This window comes from Stenotrophomonas sp. YJH_SMC_91 (assembly GCF_059368495.1).
On record NZ_JCAFRT010000011.1, the window covers coordinates 1 to 12,846 of the forward strand.

At 62.5% G+C, this 12,846-nt stretch carries 25 protein-coding genes; all 25 read left to right on the forward strand.

The window, feature by feature from the left end:
- The coding region (locus tag AC5P5X_RS13690; RefSeq protein WP_495215997.1) for an EF-Tu C-terminal domain-related protein at window positions 1-460 on the forward strand (460 nt) is incomplete at its 5' end.
- 332 nt (window positions 461-792) lie between these two features.
- Window positions 793-1,104: a 30S ribosomal protein S10 gene (gene rpsJ, locus AC5P5X_RS13695; RefSeq protein WP_005408208.1), complete on the forward strand. Its 312-nt coding sequence runs from the start codon at window positions 793-795 to the stop codon at window positions 1,102-1,104.
- Window positions 1,105-1,115: 11 nt separating this feature from the next.
- A complete protein-coding gene (rplC, locus tag AC5P5X_RS13700; protein ID WP_004145336.1) occupies window positions 1,116-1,766 on the forward strand; it encodes a 50S ribosomal protein L3 in 651 nt (216 codons plus the stop codon).
- A gap of 12 nt (window positions 1,767-1,778) precedes the next feature.
- Complete coding sequence (gene rplD / locus AC5P5X_RS13705; protein ID WP_049432779.1) at window positions 1,779-2,384, forward strand: 50S ribosomal protein L4; 606 nt, start codon at window positions 1,779-1,781, stop codon at window positions 2,382-2,384.
- Window positions 2,381-2,680, forward strand: coding sequence for a 50S ribosomal protein L23 (gene rplW / locus AC5P5X_RS13710; protein WP_004145338.1), 300 nt, complete (start codon window positions 2,381-2,383; stop codon window positions 2,678-2,680). The genes rplD and rplW overlap by 4 nt, the downstream gene beginning before the upstream one ends.
- Before the next feature lie 10 nt (window positions 2,681-2,690).
- On the forward strand, window positions 2,691-3,518 hold the full coding sequence (gene rplB / locus AC5P5X_RS13715; protein WP_004145339.1) for a 50S ribosomal protein L2: 828 nt from the start codon (window positions 2,691-2,693) through the stop codon (window positions 3,516-3,518).
- 6 nt (window positions 3,519-3,524) lie between these two features.
- Window positions 3,525-3,794 (forward strand): 30S ribosomal protein S19, encoded by a 270-nt coding sequence (rpsS, locus tag AC5P5X_RS13720; protein WP_005415413.1) that lies wholly within the window; start codon window positions 3,525-3,527, stop codon window positions 3,792-3,794.
- Between the two features lie 12 nt (window positions 3,795-3,806).
- On the forward strand, window positions 3,807-4,142 hold the full coding sequence (rplV, locus tag AC5P5X_RS13725; protein WP_004145348.1) for a 50S ribosomal protein L22: 336 nt from the start codon (window positions 3,807-3,809) through the stop codon (window positions 4,140-4,142).
- 18 nt (window positions 4,143-4,160) lie between these two features.
- Window positions 4,161-4,895: a 30S ribosomal protein S3 gene (rpsC, locus tag AC5P5X_RS13730; protein ID WP_005415414.1), complete on the forward strand. Its 735-nt coding sequence runs from the start codon at window positions 4,161-4,163 to the stop codon at window positions 4,893-4,895.
- A gap of 5 nt (window positions 4,896-4,900) precedes the next feature.
- On the forward strand, window positions 4,901-5,314 hold the full coding sequence (gene rplP, locus AC5P5X_RS13735) for a 50S ribosomal protein L16 (protein WP_004154486.1): 414 nt from the start codon (window positions 4,901-4,903) through the stop codon (window positions 5,312-5,314).
- Window positions 5,314-5,499 (forward strand): 50S ribosomal protein L29, encoded by a 186-nt coding sequence (rpmC, locus tag AC5P5X_RS13740; protein WP_004154487.1) that lies wholly within the window; start codon window positions 5,314-5,316, stop codon window positions 5,497-5,499. Before rplP ends, rpmC begins: the two co-directional genes overlap by 1 nt.
- 11 nt (window positions 5,500-5,510) lie before the next feature.
- The gene (gene rpsQ, locus AC5P5X_RS13745; RefSeq protein ID WP_004154489.1) at window positions 5,511-5,780 is read left to right on the forward strand and encodes a 30S ribosomal protein S17; all 270 of its coding nucleotides are present in this window, start codon (window positions 5,511-5,513) and stop codon (window positions 5,778-5,780) included.
- 12 nt (window positions 5,781-5,792) lie between these two features.
- Window positions 5,793-6,161 (forward strand): 50S ribosomal protein L14, encoded by a 369-nt coding sequence (gene rplN, locus AC5P5X_RS13750; protein ID WP_004145357.1) that lies wholly within the window; start codon window positions 5,793-5,795, stop codon window positions 6,159-6,161.
- Between the two features lie 16 nt (window positions 6,162-6,177).
- Window positions 6,178-6,495 (forward strand): 50S ribosomal protein L24, encoded by a 318-nt coding sequence (gene rplX / locus AC5P5X_RS13755; protein WP_004154490.1) that lies wholly within the window; start codon window positions 6,178-6,180, stop codon window positions 6,493-6,495.
- 11 nt (window positions 6,496-6,506) lie between these two features.
- A complete protein-coding gene (gene rplE, locus AC5P5X_RS13760; RefSeq protein WP_005415416.1) occupies window positions 6,507-7,049 on the forward strand; it encodes a 50S ribosomal protein L5 in 543 nt (180 codons plus the stop codon).
- An 18-nt stretch (window positions 7,050-7,067) separates the two neighbouring features.
- Window positions 7,068-7,373: a 30S ribosomal protein S14 gene (rpsN, locus tag AC5P5X_RS13765; RefSeq protein WP_019659577.1), complete on the forward strand. Its 306-nt coding sequence runs from the start codon at window positions 7,068-7,070 to the stop codon at window positions 7,371-7,373.
- A 258-nt stretch (window positions 7,374-7,631) separates the two neighbouring features.
- Window positions 7,632-8,030, forward strand: coding sequence for a 30S ribosomal protein S8 (rpsH, locus tag AC5P5X_RS13770; protein WP_021204581.1), 399 nt, complete (start codon window positions 7,632-7,634; stop codon window positions 8,028-8,030).
- Window positions 8,031-8,048: 18 nt separating this feature from the next.
- On the forward strand, window positions 8,049-8,573 hold the full coding sequence (gene rplF / locus AC5P5X_RS13775) for a 50S ribosomal protein L6 (protein WP_019659576.1): 525 nt from the start codon (window positions 8,049-8,051) through the stop codon (window positions 8,571-8,573).
- An 80-nt stretch (window positions 8,574-8,653) separates the two neighbouring features.
- The gene (gene rplR / locus AC5P5X_RS13780) at window positions 8,654-9,013 is read left to right on the forward strand and encodes a 50S ribosomal protein L18 (protein ID WP_026346969.1); all 360 of its coding nucleotides are present in this window, start codon (window positions 8,654-8,656) and stop codon (window positions 9,011-9,013) included.
- A 161-nt stretch (window positions 9,014-9,174) separates the two neighbouring features.
- Window positions 9,175-9,717 (forward strand): 30S ribosomal protein S5, encoded by a 543-nt coding sequence (rpsE, locus tag AC5P5X_RS13785; protein ID WP_004154496.1) that lies wholly within the window; start codon window positions 9,175-9,177, stop codon window positions 9,715-9,717.
- A complete protein-coding gene (gene rpmD / locus AC5P5X_RS13790) occupies window positions 9,710-9,901 on the forward strand; it encodes a 50S ribosomal protein L30 (RefSeq protein WP_005408214.1) in 192 nt (63 codons plus the stop codon). Before rpsE ends, rpmD begins: the two co-directional genes overlap by 8 nt.
- 6 nt (window positions 9,902-9,907) lie before the next feature.
- Complete coding sequence (gene rplO / locus AC5P5X_RS13795; protein WP_004154498.1) at window positions 9,908-10,351, forward strand: 50S ribosomal protein L15; 444 nt, start codon at window positions 9,908-9,910, stop codon at window positions 10,349-10,351.
- A 7-nt stretch (window positions 10,352-10,358) separates the two neighbouring features.
- On the forward strand, window positions 10,359-11,726 hold the full coding sequence (secY, locus tag AC5P5X_RS13800; RefSeq protein WP_005408215.1) for a preprotein translocase subunit SecY: 1,368 nt from the start codon (window positions 10,359-10,361) through the stop codon (window positions 11,724-11,726).
- Window positions 11,727-12,073: 347 nt separating this feature from the next.
- Window positions 12,074-12,430 carry a 30S ribosomal protein S13 gene (rpsM, locus tag AC5P5X_RS13805; RefSeq protein WP_004154500.1) on the forward strand — a complete coding sequence of 119 codons (357 nt, stop codon included), beginning with the start codon at window positions 12,074-12,076 and terminating at the stop codon, window positions 12,428-12,430.
- Between the two features lie 11 nt (window positions 12,431-12,441).
- Window positions 12,442-12,831 (forward strand): 30S ribosomal protein S11, encoded by a 390-nt coding sequence (gene rpsK / locus AC5P5X_RS13810; RefSeq protein WP_495215998.1) that lies wholly within the window; start codon window positions 12,442-12,444, stop codon window positions 12,829-12,831.
- The last annotated feature ends 15 nt before the right edge of the window (window positions 12,832-12,846 follow it).

The following is a 12,846-nucleotide window of genomic DNA, read 5'->3' on the forward strand; positions in this document are numbered from 1 at the left end:
AATCGAAATCGTCGGCATCCGTCCGGTGCAGAAGACCACCGTGACCGGCGTTGAAATGTTCCGCAAGCTGCTGGACCAGGGTCAGGCAGGCGACAACGCTGGCCTGCTGCTGCGCGGCACCAAGCGTGACGACGTCGAGCGCGGCCAGGTGCTGGCCAAGCCGGGCACGATCAAGCCGCACACCAAGTTCGAAGGTGAAGTCTACGTCCTGTCGAAGGACGAAGGCGGCCGTCACACCCCGTTCTTCAACGGCTACCGTCCGCAGTTCTACTTCCGCACCACCGACATCACCGGCGCAGCTGCACTGCCGGAAGGCGTCGAAATGGTGATGCCGGGTGACAACGTCAAGATGGTCGTCACCCTGATCAACCCGGTGGCGATGGACGAAGGCCTGCGCTTCGCCATCCGCGAAGGCGGCCGCACCGTCGGCGCCGGCGTGGTCTCGAAGATCATCGAGTAATCTGGTAGTATCTGCGCCCCGATGTTGCCTGGGTAGGGCATCGGGGCGTATCAAATGGGAAAGCAGGCACAGGATGTGCCTTGTGTTCCCCGGACCAGGAAGGGTCAATGCCATTCAGGCGGCGTCAACAGGCGACTGTTGACAGCTGCCTTGTGTGCCATTATGCTTCTACGTCTGGGCAGGCCTGGGAACGGGTCTGCCTACGTTTTTGAGGTCTATGGAGTGGCCTTGTCGGCCTGCAGGAGTGTGGGCCGTCCGTATTCAGGAATTTCATGGGGCAAAGCAACCCAGAGGCTTTGTCTGTCGCTCTTTTAACGAAGGAACCTACCGCCATGGCGGACCAAAAGATCCGGATCCGGCTGAAAGCGTTCGATCATCGTCTGATCGACCGTTCGGCCAGCGAGATCGTTGAAACGGCAAAGCGGACCGGCGCGCAAGTGCGTGGCCCGATCCCGCTGCCGACCAAGATCGAGCGCTACACCGTTCTCGTCTCCCCGCACGTCGACAAGGACGCGCGTGACCAGTACGAGACCCGCACGCACAAGCGCGTGCTCGATATCGTTGACCCGAATGACAAGACCGTGGACGCGCTGATGAAGCTCGAACTGGCTGCCGGCGTCGACGTTCAGATCAAGCTGACCTGAGGACTACGACCATGACGAAGAAATATTCGTTGGGCTTCGTGGGCCGCAAGGCCGGCATGAGCCGCGTGTTCACTGAAGATGGCCGCTCCATCCCGGTGACCCTGATCGAAGCAACCCCGAACCGCATCGCGCAGATCAAGACCGTCGAAACCGACGGCTACAGCGCCGTGCAGGTGACCGTCGGCGCGCGTCGCGCTGCCCTGGTCAACAAGCCGGAAGCCGGCCACTTCGCCAAGGCGAAGGTGGAAGCGGGTCGTGGCCTGTGGGAATTCCGCGTTGAAGACGCGCAGCTCGGCGATTTCGCCGTTGGCGGCGAAGTCAAGGCGGACATCTTCGAAGTCGGCCAGATCGTCGACGTCCAGGGTGTCACCAAGGGTAAGGGCTTCCAGGGCACCATCAAGCGCCACAACTTCCGTATGGGCGATGCAACCCACGGTAACTCGCTGTCGCATCGCGCGCCGGGTTCGCTGGGTCAGCGCCAGACCCCGGGTCGCGTTTTCCCGGGCAAGAAGATGTCGGGCCACATGGGCGCGGTGCAGCAGAGCACCCAGAACCTGGAAGTGGTCAAGGTCGACGTCGAGCGCGGTCTGATCGCGGTTCGCGGCGCCGTTCCGGGCGCGGCGGGTGGCGATGTGATCGTCCGTCCGGCGAGCAAGGCATAAGGAGAGATGACGATGGAACTCGTTATCACGGGTAGCAACAACAAGGTCTCGGTCTCCGAAGCCGTGTTCGGTCGCGATTTCAGCGAAGATCTGGTCCACCAGGTCGTCGTTGCTTACCGCAACGCCGGTCGCGCCGGCACCAAGGCACAGAAGACTCGCTCTGAAGTGGCTGGTACCACCAAGAAGTCGAAGAAGCAGAAGGGCGGCGGCGCGCGTCATGGCGCACTGACGGCTCCGATCTTCGTCGGCGGCGGTGTCACCTTCGCGGCCAAGCCGCGCAGCTTCGAGCAGAAGGTCAATCGCAAGCAGTACCGTGCCGCCATGTGCGCGATCCTGTCCGAGCTGAACCGTCAGGGCCGTCTGACCATCGTAGAGTCCTTCGACGTCGAAGTGACCAACACGAAGGGTCTGATCGCCAAGCTGGCCGGCCTGGAAGTGGGCAAGCGCCCGCTGATCGTCACCGAAGAAGCGTCCGAGCACCTGTACCTGTCCGCCCGCAATCTGCCGTACGTGCAGGTGCGTGACGTCCAGGGTCTGGATCCGGTCTCGCTGGTGGGTGCCGACACGGTCGTCATCACCGCTGACGCGGTCAAGAAGGTCGAGGAGTGGCTGGCATGAACAGCAACGAAAAAATCTTCAGCGTGCTGCGTGCCCCGCGTGTCTCCGAAAAGACCGCGCGCCTGCAGGAACTCTCCAACCAGTATGTCTTCGAAGTTTCGAACGAAGCCACCAAGGCCGATGTAAAGGCCGCGGTTGAGCAGCTGTTCGACGTCAAGGTCGAAGCCGTCAACGTGGTCAACGTCAAGGGCAAGAACAAGTCCTTCCGTAACCGTGCTGGCCGCCGCGGCGATTGGCGCAAGGCGTACGTTCGCCTGGCCGATGGCCAGTCGATCGATGTAACGGCCAAGGCCTGAGGTACATCCCATGCCATTGATGAAATTCAAGCCCACTTCCCCCGGCCGCCGTTCGGCCGTGCGCGTGGTCACTCCCGACCTGCACAAGGGTGCTCCGCACGCTGCCCTGGTCGAGTCGCAGAGCCGCTCGGGTGGTCGTAACCACCATGGCCGCATCACCGTGCGTCACGTCGGTGGTGGTGCCAAGCAGCACTACCGCATCATCGACTTCAAGCGCAACAAGCTGGGCATCCCGGCGCGCGTGGAACGCATCGAATACGATCCGAACCGCACCGCCCACATCGCCCTGCTGTGCTACGTCGACGGTGAGCGTCGCTACATCATCGCCCCGAAGGGCCTGAAGGCTGGTGATCAGGTGATCGCTGGTTCGGATGCCCCGATCAAGGCTGGCAACACCCTGCCGCTGCGCAACATCCCGGTCGGTACCACCATCCACTGCATCGAACTGAAGCCCGGCAAGGGCGCTCAGATCGCCCGCGCCGCCGGTGCGGCCGTGCAGCTGGTGGCCCGCGAAGGCATCTACGCCACCCTGCGCCTGCGCTCGGGTGAAATGCGCAAGGTGCCGGTCGAGTGCTGCGCCACCATCGGCGAAGTCGGCAACGACGAGCACAGCCTGGAAAAGCTGGGCAAGGCCGGTGCCAAGCGTTGGCGCGGCGTCCGCCCGACCGTTCGTGGTGCTGCCATGAACCCGGTTGACCACCCGCACGGTGGTGGTGAGGCCAAGGCCGGCCAGGGTAACCCGCATCCGGTCACCCCGTGGGGTGTCCCGACCAAGGGTTACAAGACGCGCCATAACAAGCGCACTCAGCAGTTCATCGTCCGCGATCGTAGGGGCTAATCGACCATGGCACGTTCACTCAAGAAGGGCCCGTTCGTCGATCACCACCTCGTCAAGAAGGTGGAGGCCGCTGCGGGCAGCAAGAAGCCGATCAAGACCTGGTCGCGCCGTTCGATGATCCTGCCTGACATGGTAGGCATCACCATTGCCGTGCATAACGGCAAGAACCACATCCCGGTTCTCGTCAACGAGAACATGGTCGGCCACAAGCTCGGCGAATTTGCCATCACCCGGACCTTCAAGGGTCACGGTGGTGACAAGAAGTCGGGCAAGTAAGGAGAGATGACAATGGAAGCGAAAGCCATCCTGCGCACTGCGCGCATCTCCCCGCAGAAGGCTCGTCTGGTCGCTGACCAGGTGCGCGGTCTGCCGGCCGAACGTGCGGTCAACCTGCTGAAGTTCTCGGACAAGAAGGCTGCCCACCTGATCAAGAAGGTGGTGGAGTCGGCTATTGCCAATGCCGAGAACAACCAGGGCGCCGACGTCGACGAGCTGAAGGTTCAGACCATCATGGTTGATGAAGGTCCGACCCTGAAGCGTTTCATGGCGCGGGCGAAAGGCCGCGGTACCCGCATCCTCAAGCGCACCAGCCACATCACTGTGGTTGTGGGCGCCGCCAAGTAAGCGGATAAGGAAAAGACCATGGGTCATAAAGTTCATCCGATTGGTATCCGCCTCGGCATTTCCAAGGACTGGAACTCCAAGTGGTACGCCAACAAGGCCGAGTTCGCCGGTTACCTGGCAGCCGACCTGAAAGTGCGCGACATGCTGCGCAAGAAGCTGGCCCAGGCCGGCATCAGCAAGATCCTGATCGAGCGTCCGGCCAAGACCGCTCGCGTGACGATCCACACCGCCCGTCCGGGCGTGGTGATCGGCAAGCGCGGTGAGGACATCGAGAAGCTGCGCAAGGAAGTGAGCGAGATGATGGGCGTCCCGGCGCACATCAACGTCACCGAAGTGCGCAAGCCGGAACTGGACGCGCAGCTCGTTGCCGAGTCGATCGCCCAGCAGCTGGAGCGTCGCATCATGTTCCGCCGTGCAATGAAGCGCTCGGTCGGCAACGCGATGCGCCTGGGTGCCCTGGGCATCAAGGTCAACGTCGGTGGCCGCCTCAACGGTGCAGAAATCGCCCGTTCGGAGTGGTACCGCGAAGGCCGCGTGCCGCTGCACACCCTGCGTGCCGACATCGACTATGGCTTCGCTGAAGCCAAGACGACCTACGGCATCATCGGCATCAAGGTCTGGATCTACAAGGGCGAGGTCTTCGATTTCTCCCAGGTTGGCCAGGAAAAGCAGGACGACACCCCGTCGCGCAACGATCGTCACGATCGCGGCGACCGTGGTGACCGTCAGCGCCCGGCCCGTGAAGCGAGGTAACGACAATGTTGCAACCCAAGCGAACCAAGTACCGCAAGGTACACAAGGGCCGTAACGATGGCCTGAGCTGGAGCGCCAACGCTGTCAGCTTCGGCGAATACGGCCTGAAGGCAACCGCACACGGTCAGCTGACCGCGCGTCAGATCGAAGCGGCCCGCCGCTCGATCAGCCGCTACGTCAAGCGCGGCGGCAAGATGTGGATCCGCGTGTTCCCCGACAAGCCCATCACCAAGAAGCCCATCGAAGTCCGAATGGGTTCTGGTAAGGGTAACGTGGAATACTGGGTGGCCCAGATCCAGCCCGGCCGCATGATCTATGAAATCGAGGGTGTTTCCGAGGAAGTGGCTCGCGAGGCGTTCCGCCTGGCCGCCGCCAAGCTCTCGGTCACCACCACTTTCGTGACCCGTACGGTGCGCTGATGGATATCAAAACTCTCCGTGAAAAGTCGGCTGACGAACTCAAGGCCCACCTGATCGACCTGCGTAAGGAACAGTTCTCTGTCCGTATGCAGCAGGTCACCGGCCAGCTGCCGAAGACCCACGACATTCGCCGGGTCCGTCGCGAGATTGCTCGCGTCAAGACCCTGCTCGGCAGCACGAAGTAAGGATGGCCGCTATGAGCGACAATACTGAAAAGAAGACGCTGCGCACGGTCGAAGGCCGTGTCGTCAGCAACAAGATGGACAAGACGGTTACCGTCCTGGTTGAGCGTCAGGTCAAGCACGCGCTGTACGGCAAGTACATCAAGCGCTCGACCAAGCTGCACGCCCACGATGCCGACAACGCCTGCAAGGAAGGCGATGTCGTCCGCGTGACCGAGATTGCTCCGATGTCCAAGACCAAGAACTGGCGCGTGGTGGAAGTCATCACGCGTGCGGCTGAATAAGGAGTCTGAATCATGATCCAGATGCAGAGCTACCTTGACGTCGCGGACAATTCGGGTGCCAAGCAGGTGATGTGCTTCAAGGTGCTGGGTGGTTCCAAGCGCCGTTACGCCGGCATCGGCGACATCATCAAGGTCACCGTGAAGGATGCGATTCCGCGCGGCAAGGTCAAGAAGGGTGAAGTGTATGACGCCGTCGTGGTGCGTACCCGCAAGGGTGTGCGTCGCGCCGACGGCTCGCTGATCCGCTTCGACGGCAACGCTGCCGTTCTGCTGAACAGCAAGCAGGAGCCGATCGGTACCCGTATCTTCGGGCCGGTGACCCGTGAACTTCGTTCGGAGAAGTTCATGAAGATCGTCTCGCTCGCTCCCGAAGTGCTGTGAGCGACAGGAGATAATCATGGCTAACCGTATCAAGAAGGGCGACCAGGTTGTCGTCAACGCTGGCAAGGACAAGGGCAAGCAGGGTGAAGTCGTCCGCGTCGACGGCGACCGTGTGGTCGTCGCCAACGTGAACATCGTCAAGCGCCACACCAAGCCGAACCCGCAGGCAGGTGTTGCCGGCGGCGTGGTCGAGCGCGAAGCTTCGATCCATATCTCCAACGTGAACGTGCTGAACCCGGCTTCGGGCAAGGGCGAACGCGTTGGCTTCAAGGTGCTGGAGGATGGACGCAAACTGCGTGTGTTCCGCTCCAGCGGTGAGGCGCTCGACGCCTGAGGAATGTGAAGATGACTTCCCGTCTCGAAAAGATCTACAAGGAAGAAGTGGTGCCGGCGCTGATGAAGCAGTTCGGCTACACCAATCCGATGGAAGTACCGAAGCTCGTCAAGGTCACCCTGAACATGGGTGTCGGCGAGGCTGCCACCAACAAGAAGATCCTGGAAAACGCCGTCGCGGACATGACCAAGATTTCCGGCCAGAAGCCGGTTGTCACCAAGTCGCGTATCTCGGTCGCGTCGTTCAAGATCCGTGATGGTTGGCCGATCGGCTGCAAGACCACGCTGCGTCGCCACAAGATGTACGAGTTCCTGGACCGCCTGATCAACATCTCGCTGCCGCGCGTGCGCGACTTCCGTGGTGTTTCCGGCCGTTCCTTCGACGGCCGCGGCAACTTCAACATGGGTGTGAAGGAACAGATCATCTTCCCGGAAATCGACTTCGACGCCGTCGATGCGATCCGCGGCATGGATATCGCCATCACCACCACTGCGAAGACCGATGCGGAAGCGAAGGCGCTGCTGGCAGCGTTCAAGTTCCCGTTCCGTAACTGATCTGTCGAGGAAACCGAAATGGCAAAGACCTCCATGGTCAACCGCGACATCAAGCGGGAAAAGCTGGCCAAGAAGTACGCTGAAAAGCGTGCGGCTCTGAAGAAGATCGTGTCCTCCGTGGACGCGACCTACGAAGAGAAGATCGAGGCCGCAACCAAGCTGGCCAAGCTGCCGCGCGATTCGTCGCCGAGCCGCCAGCGTAATCGTTGCGAGCTGTCGGGTCGTCCGCGTGGCGTCTACAGCAAGTTCGGCCTGGGCCGTAACAAGCTGCGTGAAGCCACCATGCGTGGCGACGTCCCGGGTCTGCGCAAGGCCAGCTGGTAACCCCAGCCGGCCCTGCGATCAGGAGCCCCTTCGGGGGTTCCTGAACCGGGCAGGGGAGGCATTCAGCTTTCCCGACGCAAAAAAACCGAGGAGCCCGGCGCAAGCCGGGCTCTTTTGGCGTATACTCCCGCGTCTTGCCCTGCGCAAACGGGGTCGTAGGAGTGGGCTTCCGGCCCGCTGCATCAAGGGACCTGGCCCGTTTCCAGGAGACAACAGATTTTCGCGAAAGCGGATATCGGTGCACTCAAAGGTACTCATATGAGCATGACTGATCCCATCGCCGACCTGCTGGTCCGCATCAAGAATGCGGCCGCGGTGGGCAAGCAGACGGTGAAAGCCCCGTCGTCCAAGATCAAGGTTGCGATCGCCCAGGTCCTGAAGGACGAGGGTTACATCGCCGACCTGCGCGTGACCCAGCTGGAAAACAACAAGTCCGAGCTGGAAATCGTGCTGAAGTATTTCGAAGGCAAGCCGGTCATCGCGACCCTGAAGCGCTTCTCGCGTTCGGGCCTGCGCCAGTACCGCGGCAAGAGCGAGCTGCCGAAGGTCATGAACGGCCTGGGTATCTCCATCATTTCCACCTCCAAGGGCATCATGACTGATGCGCAGGCGCGCCAGCTGGGCGTCGGCGGCGAAGTCCTGTGCTTCGTGGCCTAAGGCGAAAGGAGTAGAACTATGTCCCGCGTAGCCAAGAAGCCGATTACCCTGGGTAAGGTTGAACTGAACGTCCAGTCGGACAGCGTCACCGCCAAGGGCCCGAAGGGCACCCTGTCGCTGGCCAAGCCGGCCGGTATTGCCATCAACGTCGACAACGGCGTTGCCACCCTGAGCACCGAAAGCGCCGACCTGGTCGCACTGACCGGTACCGTGCGTGCGATCCTGTCCAACATGGTCAAGGGCGTGTCCGAAGGCTTCGAGCGCAAGCTGGAGCTGGTGGGCGTGGGTTACCGCGCTGCCATGCAGGGCAAGGACCTGAACCTGTCGCTGGGCTTCTCGCACCCGGTCGTGTTCGTGGCGCCGGAAGGCATCACGCTGTCGACCCCGACCCAGACCGAGATCCTGGTCCAGGGCGCTGACAAGCAGGTCGTCGGTGAAGTTGCCGCCAAGATCCGTGCGTTCCGCAAGCCGGAACCGTACAAGGGCAAGGGCGTGAAGTACTCCGACGAAGTCATCATCCGTAAGGAAGCCAAGAAGGCATAAGCGCGAGTCCCTCGCAAGAGCCCGCACATCCCTGTGCGGACTTCTCAGGGAAAAGCTCTTCCTTCAGCTTTCAAGGAATAATCAAAATGAACAAGAACATCGCCCGCCTGCGTCGCGCCAAGTCGACCCGTGCCCACATCCGTGAGCTCGGCGTCGCCCGCCTGTCGGTGCTGCGCACCGGCCAGCACCTGTACGCCCAGGTCTTCACCGCCGACGGCTCCAAGGTGCTGGCTGCTGCCAACACCACCCAGGCCGACGTCATCGAAGGCCTGAAGAACGGCAAGAACGCCGATGCTGCTGCCAAGGTTGGCCGCATCGTTGCCGAGCGCGCCAAGGCCGCCGGCATCGAGAAGGTTGCCTTCGATCGTTCGGGCTACCGCTACCACGGCCGCATCAAGGCCCTGGCAGAAGCCGCCCGCGAAGCCGGCCTGCAGTTCTAAGGGACAAGGGCAGGGGGCCATTGGCCTCCTGCCCACCTGCTCGCCAGCCTGAGTGAGGCTGGACGGCGCCGCTCTTCTGCAGCGGCCCACCGGAACGCCGCGTCACGCCACAACCATAAGCGGCTTCGAGCCGTACATACCCAAACAACCAAGGAATCAACATGGCAGAAGAGCGTCAGCAGCGGGGTCGCGATCGCGACCGTAACCGCGAAGAGAAGATCGACGACGGCATGATCGAAAAGCTGGTCGCGGTCAACCGCGTCAGCAAGACCGTCAAGGGTGGCCGCCAGTTCACCTTCACCGCCCTGACCGTCGTCGGCGACGGCGAAGGCAAGGTCGGTTTCGGCTATGGCAAGGCCCGCGAAGTGCCGGTTGCCATCCAGAAGTCGATGGAACAGGCCCGCAAGAACCTGGTCAGCGTTGACCTGAACAACGGCACCCTGTGGCACACCATCAAGGATGGTCACGGCGCAGCCCGCGTGTTCATGCAGCCGGCTTCGGAAGGTACCGGCGTGATCGCCGGCGGTGCCATGCGCGCCGTGCTGGAAGCCGTTGGCGTGAAGAACGTGCTGGCCAAGGCCACCGGTTCGCGCAACCCGATCAACCTGGTGCGTGCCACCGTGAAGGGCCTGGCTGCTGCACAGTCGCCGGCTCGCATCGCGGCCAAGCGCGGCAAGAAGGTGGAGGAACTCAACCATGGCTAATGAGTCCAACAAGACTGTCAAGGTCCGCCTGGTGCGTGGCCTGCGTGGCACCCAGTCGCGTCACCGCCTGTCGGTGCGTGCGCTGGGCCTGAATAAGCTCAACGATGTGCGTGAACTGAAGGACAGCCCGCAGGTGCGTGGCCTGATCAACAAGGTTCAGTACCTCGTCCAGGTTGAGGAGTAATCGACCATGACTCTGCGTCTCAATGAACTGAGCCCGGCACCGGGCGCCCGCACCGAGCGTACCCGCGTCGGTCGCGGTATCGGCTCGGGCCTGGGCAAGACTGCCGGCCGCGGCCACAAGGGTTCGTTCGCCCGCAAGGGTGGCGGCAAGATCAAGGCTGGCTTCGAAGGCGGCCAGACCCCCATGCAGCGTCGTCTGCCGAAGATCGGCTTCCGTTCGCCGATCGCCAAGGACACCGCTGAAGTGCTGCTGTACGCGCTGGACAAGCTGCCGGCCGGTGAGATCGACTTCGCCGCCCTGCGTGCTGCCAAGCTGGTCCCGAGCACTGCCAAGAAGGCCAAGGTCGTCGTCAAGGGCGAAGTGACCAAGGCGTTCACCCTGAAGGGTATTGCTGCCACGGCGGGTGCCAAGGCCGCGATCGAAGCTGCCGGCGGCAGCGTAACGGAGTAAGAAAATCATGGCGCAAGCTGGCATCGGTAACCTCGCGGGCGGAATGGGCAAGTTCACTGAACTTCGCCAACGTTTGCTGTTCGTCGTCGGGGCTTTGATCGTCTATCGCATCGGCTGCTACGTGCCGGTGCCGGGCGTCAATCCCGATGCCATGCTTGCCATGATGCAACAGCAGGGCGGCGGCATCGTGGACATGTTCAACATGTTCTCGGGCGGCGCCCTGCACCGTTTCAGCATCTTCGCGCTGAACGTGATGCCGTACATCTCGGCATCGATCGTGATGCAGCTGGCCGTGCACATCTTCCCCGCCCTGAAGGCGATGCAGAAGGAAGGTGAGTCCGGCCGCCGCAAGATCACCCAGTATTCGCGCATCGGCGCCGTGCTGCTGGCAGTGGTGCAGGGTGGCTCGATCGCGCTGGCCCTGCAGGGCCAGGTCTCGCCGTCGGGCGCTCCGGTCGTGTACGCGCCGGGCATGGGCTTCGTGCTCACCGCCGTGGTCGCGCTGACCGCCGGCACCATGTTCCTGATGTGGGTCGGTGAGCAGGTCACCGAGCGCGGTATCGGCAACGGCGTGTCGCTGATCATCTTCGCCGGTATCGTCGCAGGCCTGCCGGGTGCGATCATCCACACCTTCGACGCCTACCGCGACGGCAACATCCAGTTCATCCAGCTGCTGCTGATCGCCATCGTCGTGCTCGCCTTCACCTTCTTCGTGGTGTTCGTCGAGCGTGGCCAGCGCCGGATCACGGTCAACTACGCGCGCCGCCAGGGCGGTCGCAACGCGTACATGAACCAGACCTCGTTCCTGCCGCTGAAGCTCAACATGGCCGGCGTCATCCCGGCGATCTTCGCCTCGAGCCTGCTGGCCTTCCCGGCCACCCTGGCCATGTGGTCCGGCCAGGCTGCCAACCAGAGCAGCTTCGGCCAGGTCCTGCAGAAGGTGGCCAATGCCCTCGGCCCGGGCGAGCCGCTGCACATGATCGTGTTCGCTGCGCTGATCACCGGTTTCGCGTTCTTCTATACCGCGCTGGTGTTCAACTCGCAGGAAACCGCCGACAACCTGAAGAAGTCGGGCGCGCTGATTCCGGGCATCCGTCCGGGCAAGGCCACCGCCGATTACATCGACGGCGTGCTGACCCGCCTGACCGCAGCCGGCTCGGCCTACCTGGTGATCGTCTGCCTGCTGCCGGAACTGATGCGCACGCAGCTGAACGCCTCGTTCTACTTCGGTGGTACTTCGCTGCTGATCGTGGTGGTGGTGGTGATGGACTTCATCGCCCAGGTGCAGGCGCACCTGATGTCCCACCAGTACGAGAGCCTGCTGAAGAAGGCCAACCTGAAGGGCGGCAACCGCGGCGGTTTTGCCCGCGGCTGATTGGCCTGTTATACTTTCGTCTTCCTGACGTGATGGTCCCTCCGCTTCGCGGACTCCGGCCACACAAACGAAGGGCGGCCCCCGCAGCGGTTCCGGGTGGGGGTGTGATGAGGTGGTCCCGCGCTGGAGTAGCGCGGGCGGCCCCGGGGGGAACCCCAGGTCCAACCCCATCCGGCGCCGGAGCCTGGGCACACTCCCCAGGCCGGGTTCATGAAACCAATGGTTTCACGGGCTTCCATGTAAACCGGAACCTTGTTAGTATCGCTAGTTCACTTTTTTGATCCATCCTGCCGGATTGGCGTGCCCGAGGCGCGCTGTCGGCCATCACTCAGCTGGAGAACCGCGTCATGGCGCGTATTGCAGGCGTCAACCTGCCAGCCCAGAAGCATGTCTGGGTCGGGTTGCAAAGCATTTACGGCATCGGCCGTACCCGTTCGAAGAAGGTCTGCGAAGTCGCAGGCGTTGCTTCGACCACCAAGATCCGCGATCTGTCGGAGCCGGAAATCGAGCGCCTGCGCGCCGAAGTCGGCAAGTACATCGTGGAAGGCGATCTGCGCCGTGAGATCGGCATCGCGATCAAGCGCCTGATGGACCTGGGCTGCTACCGCGGCCTGCGTCACCGTCGTGGCCTCCCGCTGCGTGGCCAGCGCACCCGTACCAACGCCCGCACCCGCAAGGGTCCGCGCAAGGCGATCAAGAAGTAAGGGACTGAGAAATGGCTAAGCCCGCTGCTAAGACCAAGAAGAAGATCAAGCGCGTCGTCACCGACGGCGTTGCCCACGTCCACGCTTCGTTCAACAACACCATCGTCACCATCACCGACCGCCAGGGCAACGCTCTGTCGTGGGCGACCTCCGGTGGCGCTGGCTTCCGCGGTTCGCGCAAGTCGACCCCGTTCGCTGCCCAGGTGGCTGCTGAAAAGGCCGGTCGTGCTGCGCTGGACTACGGCGTGAAGTCGCTGGAAGTCCGCATCAAGGGCTCGGGTCCGGGCCGTGAGTCGGCCGTGCGTTCGTTGAACAACGTCGGCTACAAGATCACCAACATCATCGACGTGACGCCTATCCCGCACAACGGGTGCCGTCCGCCGAAGAAGCGTCGCGTCTAAAGGGAGCGATAAGAA

What these genes read in the sequence shown, in the direction of transcription:
- rpsJ (WP_005408208.1), top strand. Translation starts at nt 793, where the DNA reads ATGGCGGACCAAAAGATCCGGATCCGGCTGAAAGCGTTCGATCATCGT.
- rplC (WP_004145336.1), top strand. Translation starts at nt 1,116, where the DNA reads ATGACGAAGAAATATTCGTTGGGCTTCGTGGGCCGCAAGGCCGGCATG.
- rplD (WP_049432779.1), top strand. Translation starts at nt 1,779, where the DNA reads ATGGAACTCGTTATCACGGGTAGCAACAACAAGGTCTCGGTCTCCGAA.
- rplW (WP_004145338.1), top strand. Translation starts at nt 2,381, where the DNA reads ATGAACAGCAACGAAAAAATCTTCAGCGTGCTGCGTGCCCCGCGTGTC.
- rplB (WP_004145339.1), top strand. Translation starts at nt 2,691, where the DNA reads ATGCCATTGATGAAATTCAAGCCCACTTCCCCCGGCCGCCGTTCGGCC.
- rpsS (WP_005415413.1), top strand. Translation starts at nt 3,525, where the DNA reads ATGGCACGTTCACTCAAGAAGGGCCCGTTCGTCGATCACCACCTCGTC.
- rplV (WP_004145348.1), top strand. Translation starts at nt 3,807, where the DNA reads ATGGAAGCGAAAGCCATCCTGCGCACTGCGCGCATCTCCCCGCAGAAG.
- rpsC (WP_005415414.1), top strand. Translation starts at nt 4,161, where the DNA reads ATGGGTCATAAAGTTCATCCGATTGGTATCCGCCTCGGCATTTCCAAG.
- rplP (WP_004154486.1), top strand. Translation starts at nt 4,901, where the DNA reads ATGTTGCAACCCAAGCGAACCAAGTACCGCAAGGTACACAAGGGCCGT.
- rpmC (WP_004154487.1), top strand. Translation starts at nt 5,314, where the DNA reads ATGGATATCAAAACTCTCCGTGAAAAGTCGGCTGACGAACTCAAGGCC.
- rpsQ (WP_004154489.1), top strand. Translation starts at nt 5,511, where the DNA reads ATGAGCGACAATACTGAAAAGAAGACGCTGCGCACGGTCGAAGGCCGT.
- rplN (WP_004145357.1), top strand. Translation starts at nt 5,793, where the DNA reads ATGATCCAGATGCAGAGCTACCTTGACGTCGCGGACAATTCGGGTGCC.
- rplX (WP_004154490.1), top strand. Translation starts at nt 6,178, where the DNA reads ATGGCTAACCGTATCAAGAAGGGCGACCAGGTTGTCGTCAACGCTGGC.
- rplE (WP_005415416.1), top strand. Translation starts at nt 6,507, where the DNA reads ATGACTTCCCGTCTCGAAAAGATCTACAAGGAAGAAGTGGTGCCGGCG.
- rpsN (WP_019659577.1), top strand. Translation starts at nt 7,068, where the DNA reads ATGGCAAAGACCTCCATGGTCAACCGCGACATCAAGCGGGAAAAGCTG.
- rpsH (WP_021204581.1), top strand. Translation starts at nt 7,632, where the DNA reads ATGAGCATGACTGATCCCATCGCCGACCTGCTGGTCCGCATCAAGAAT.
- rplF (WP_019659576.1), top strand. Translation starts at nt 8,049, where the DNA reads ATGTCCCGCGTAGCCAAGAAGCCGATTACCCTGGGTAAGGTTGAACTG.
- rpsE (WP_004154496.1), top strand. Translation starts at nt 9,175, where the DNA reads ATGGCAGAAGAGCGTCAGCAGCGGGGTCGCGATCGCGACCGTAACCGC.
- rpmD (WP_005408214.1), top strand. Translation starts at nt 9,710, where the DNA reads ATGGCTAATGAGTCCAACAAGACTGTCAAGGTCCGCCTGGTGCGTGGC.
- rplO (WP_004154498.1), top strand. Translation starts at nt 9,908, where the DNA reads ATGACTCTGCGTCTCAATGAACTGAGCCCGGCACCGGGCGCCCGCACC.
- secY (WP_005408215.1), top strand. Translation starts at nt 10,359, where the DNA reads ATGGCGCAAGCTGGCATCGGTAACCTCGCGGGCGGAATGGGCAAGTTC.
- rpsM (WP_004154500.1), top strand. Translation starts at nt 12,074, where the DNA reads ATGGCGCGTATTGCAGGCGTCAACCTGCCAGCCCAGAAGCATGTCTGG.
- rpsK (WP_495215998.1), top strand. Translation starts at nt 12,442, where the DNA reads ATGGCTAAGCCCGCTGCTAAGACCAAGAAGAAGATCAAGCGCGTCGTC.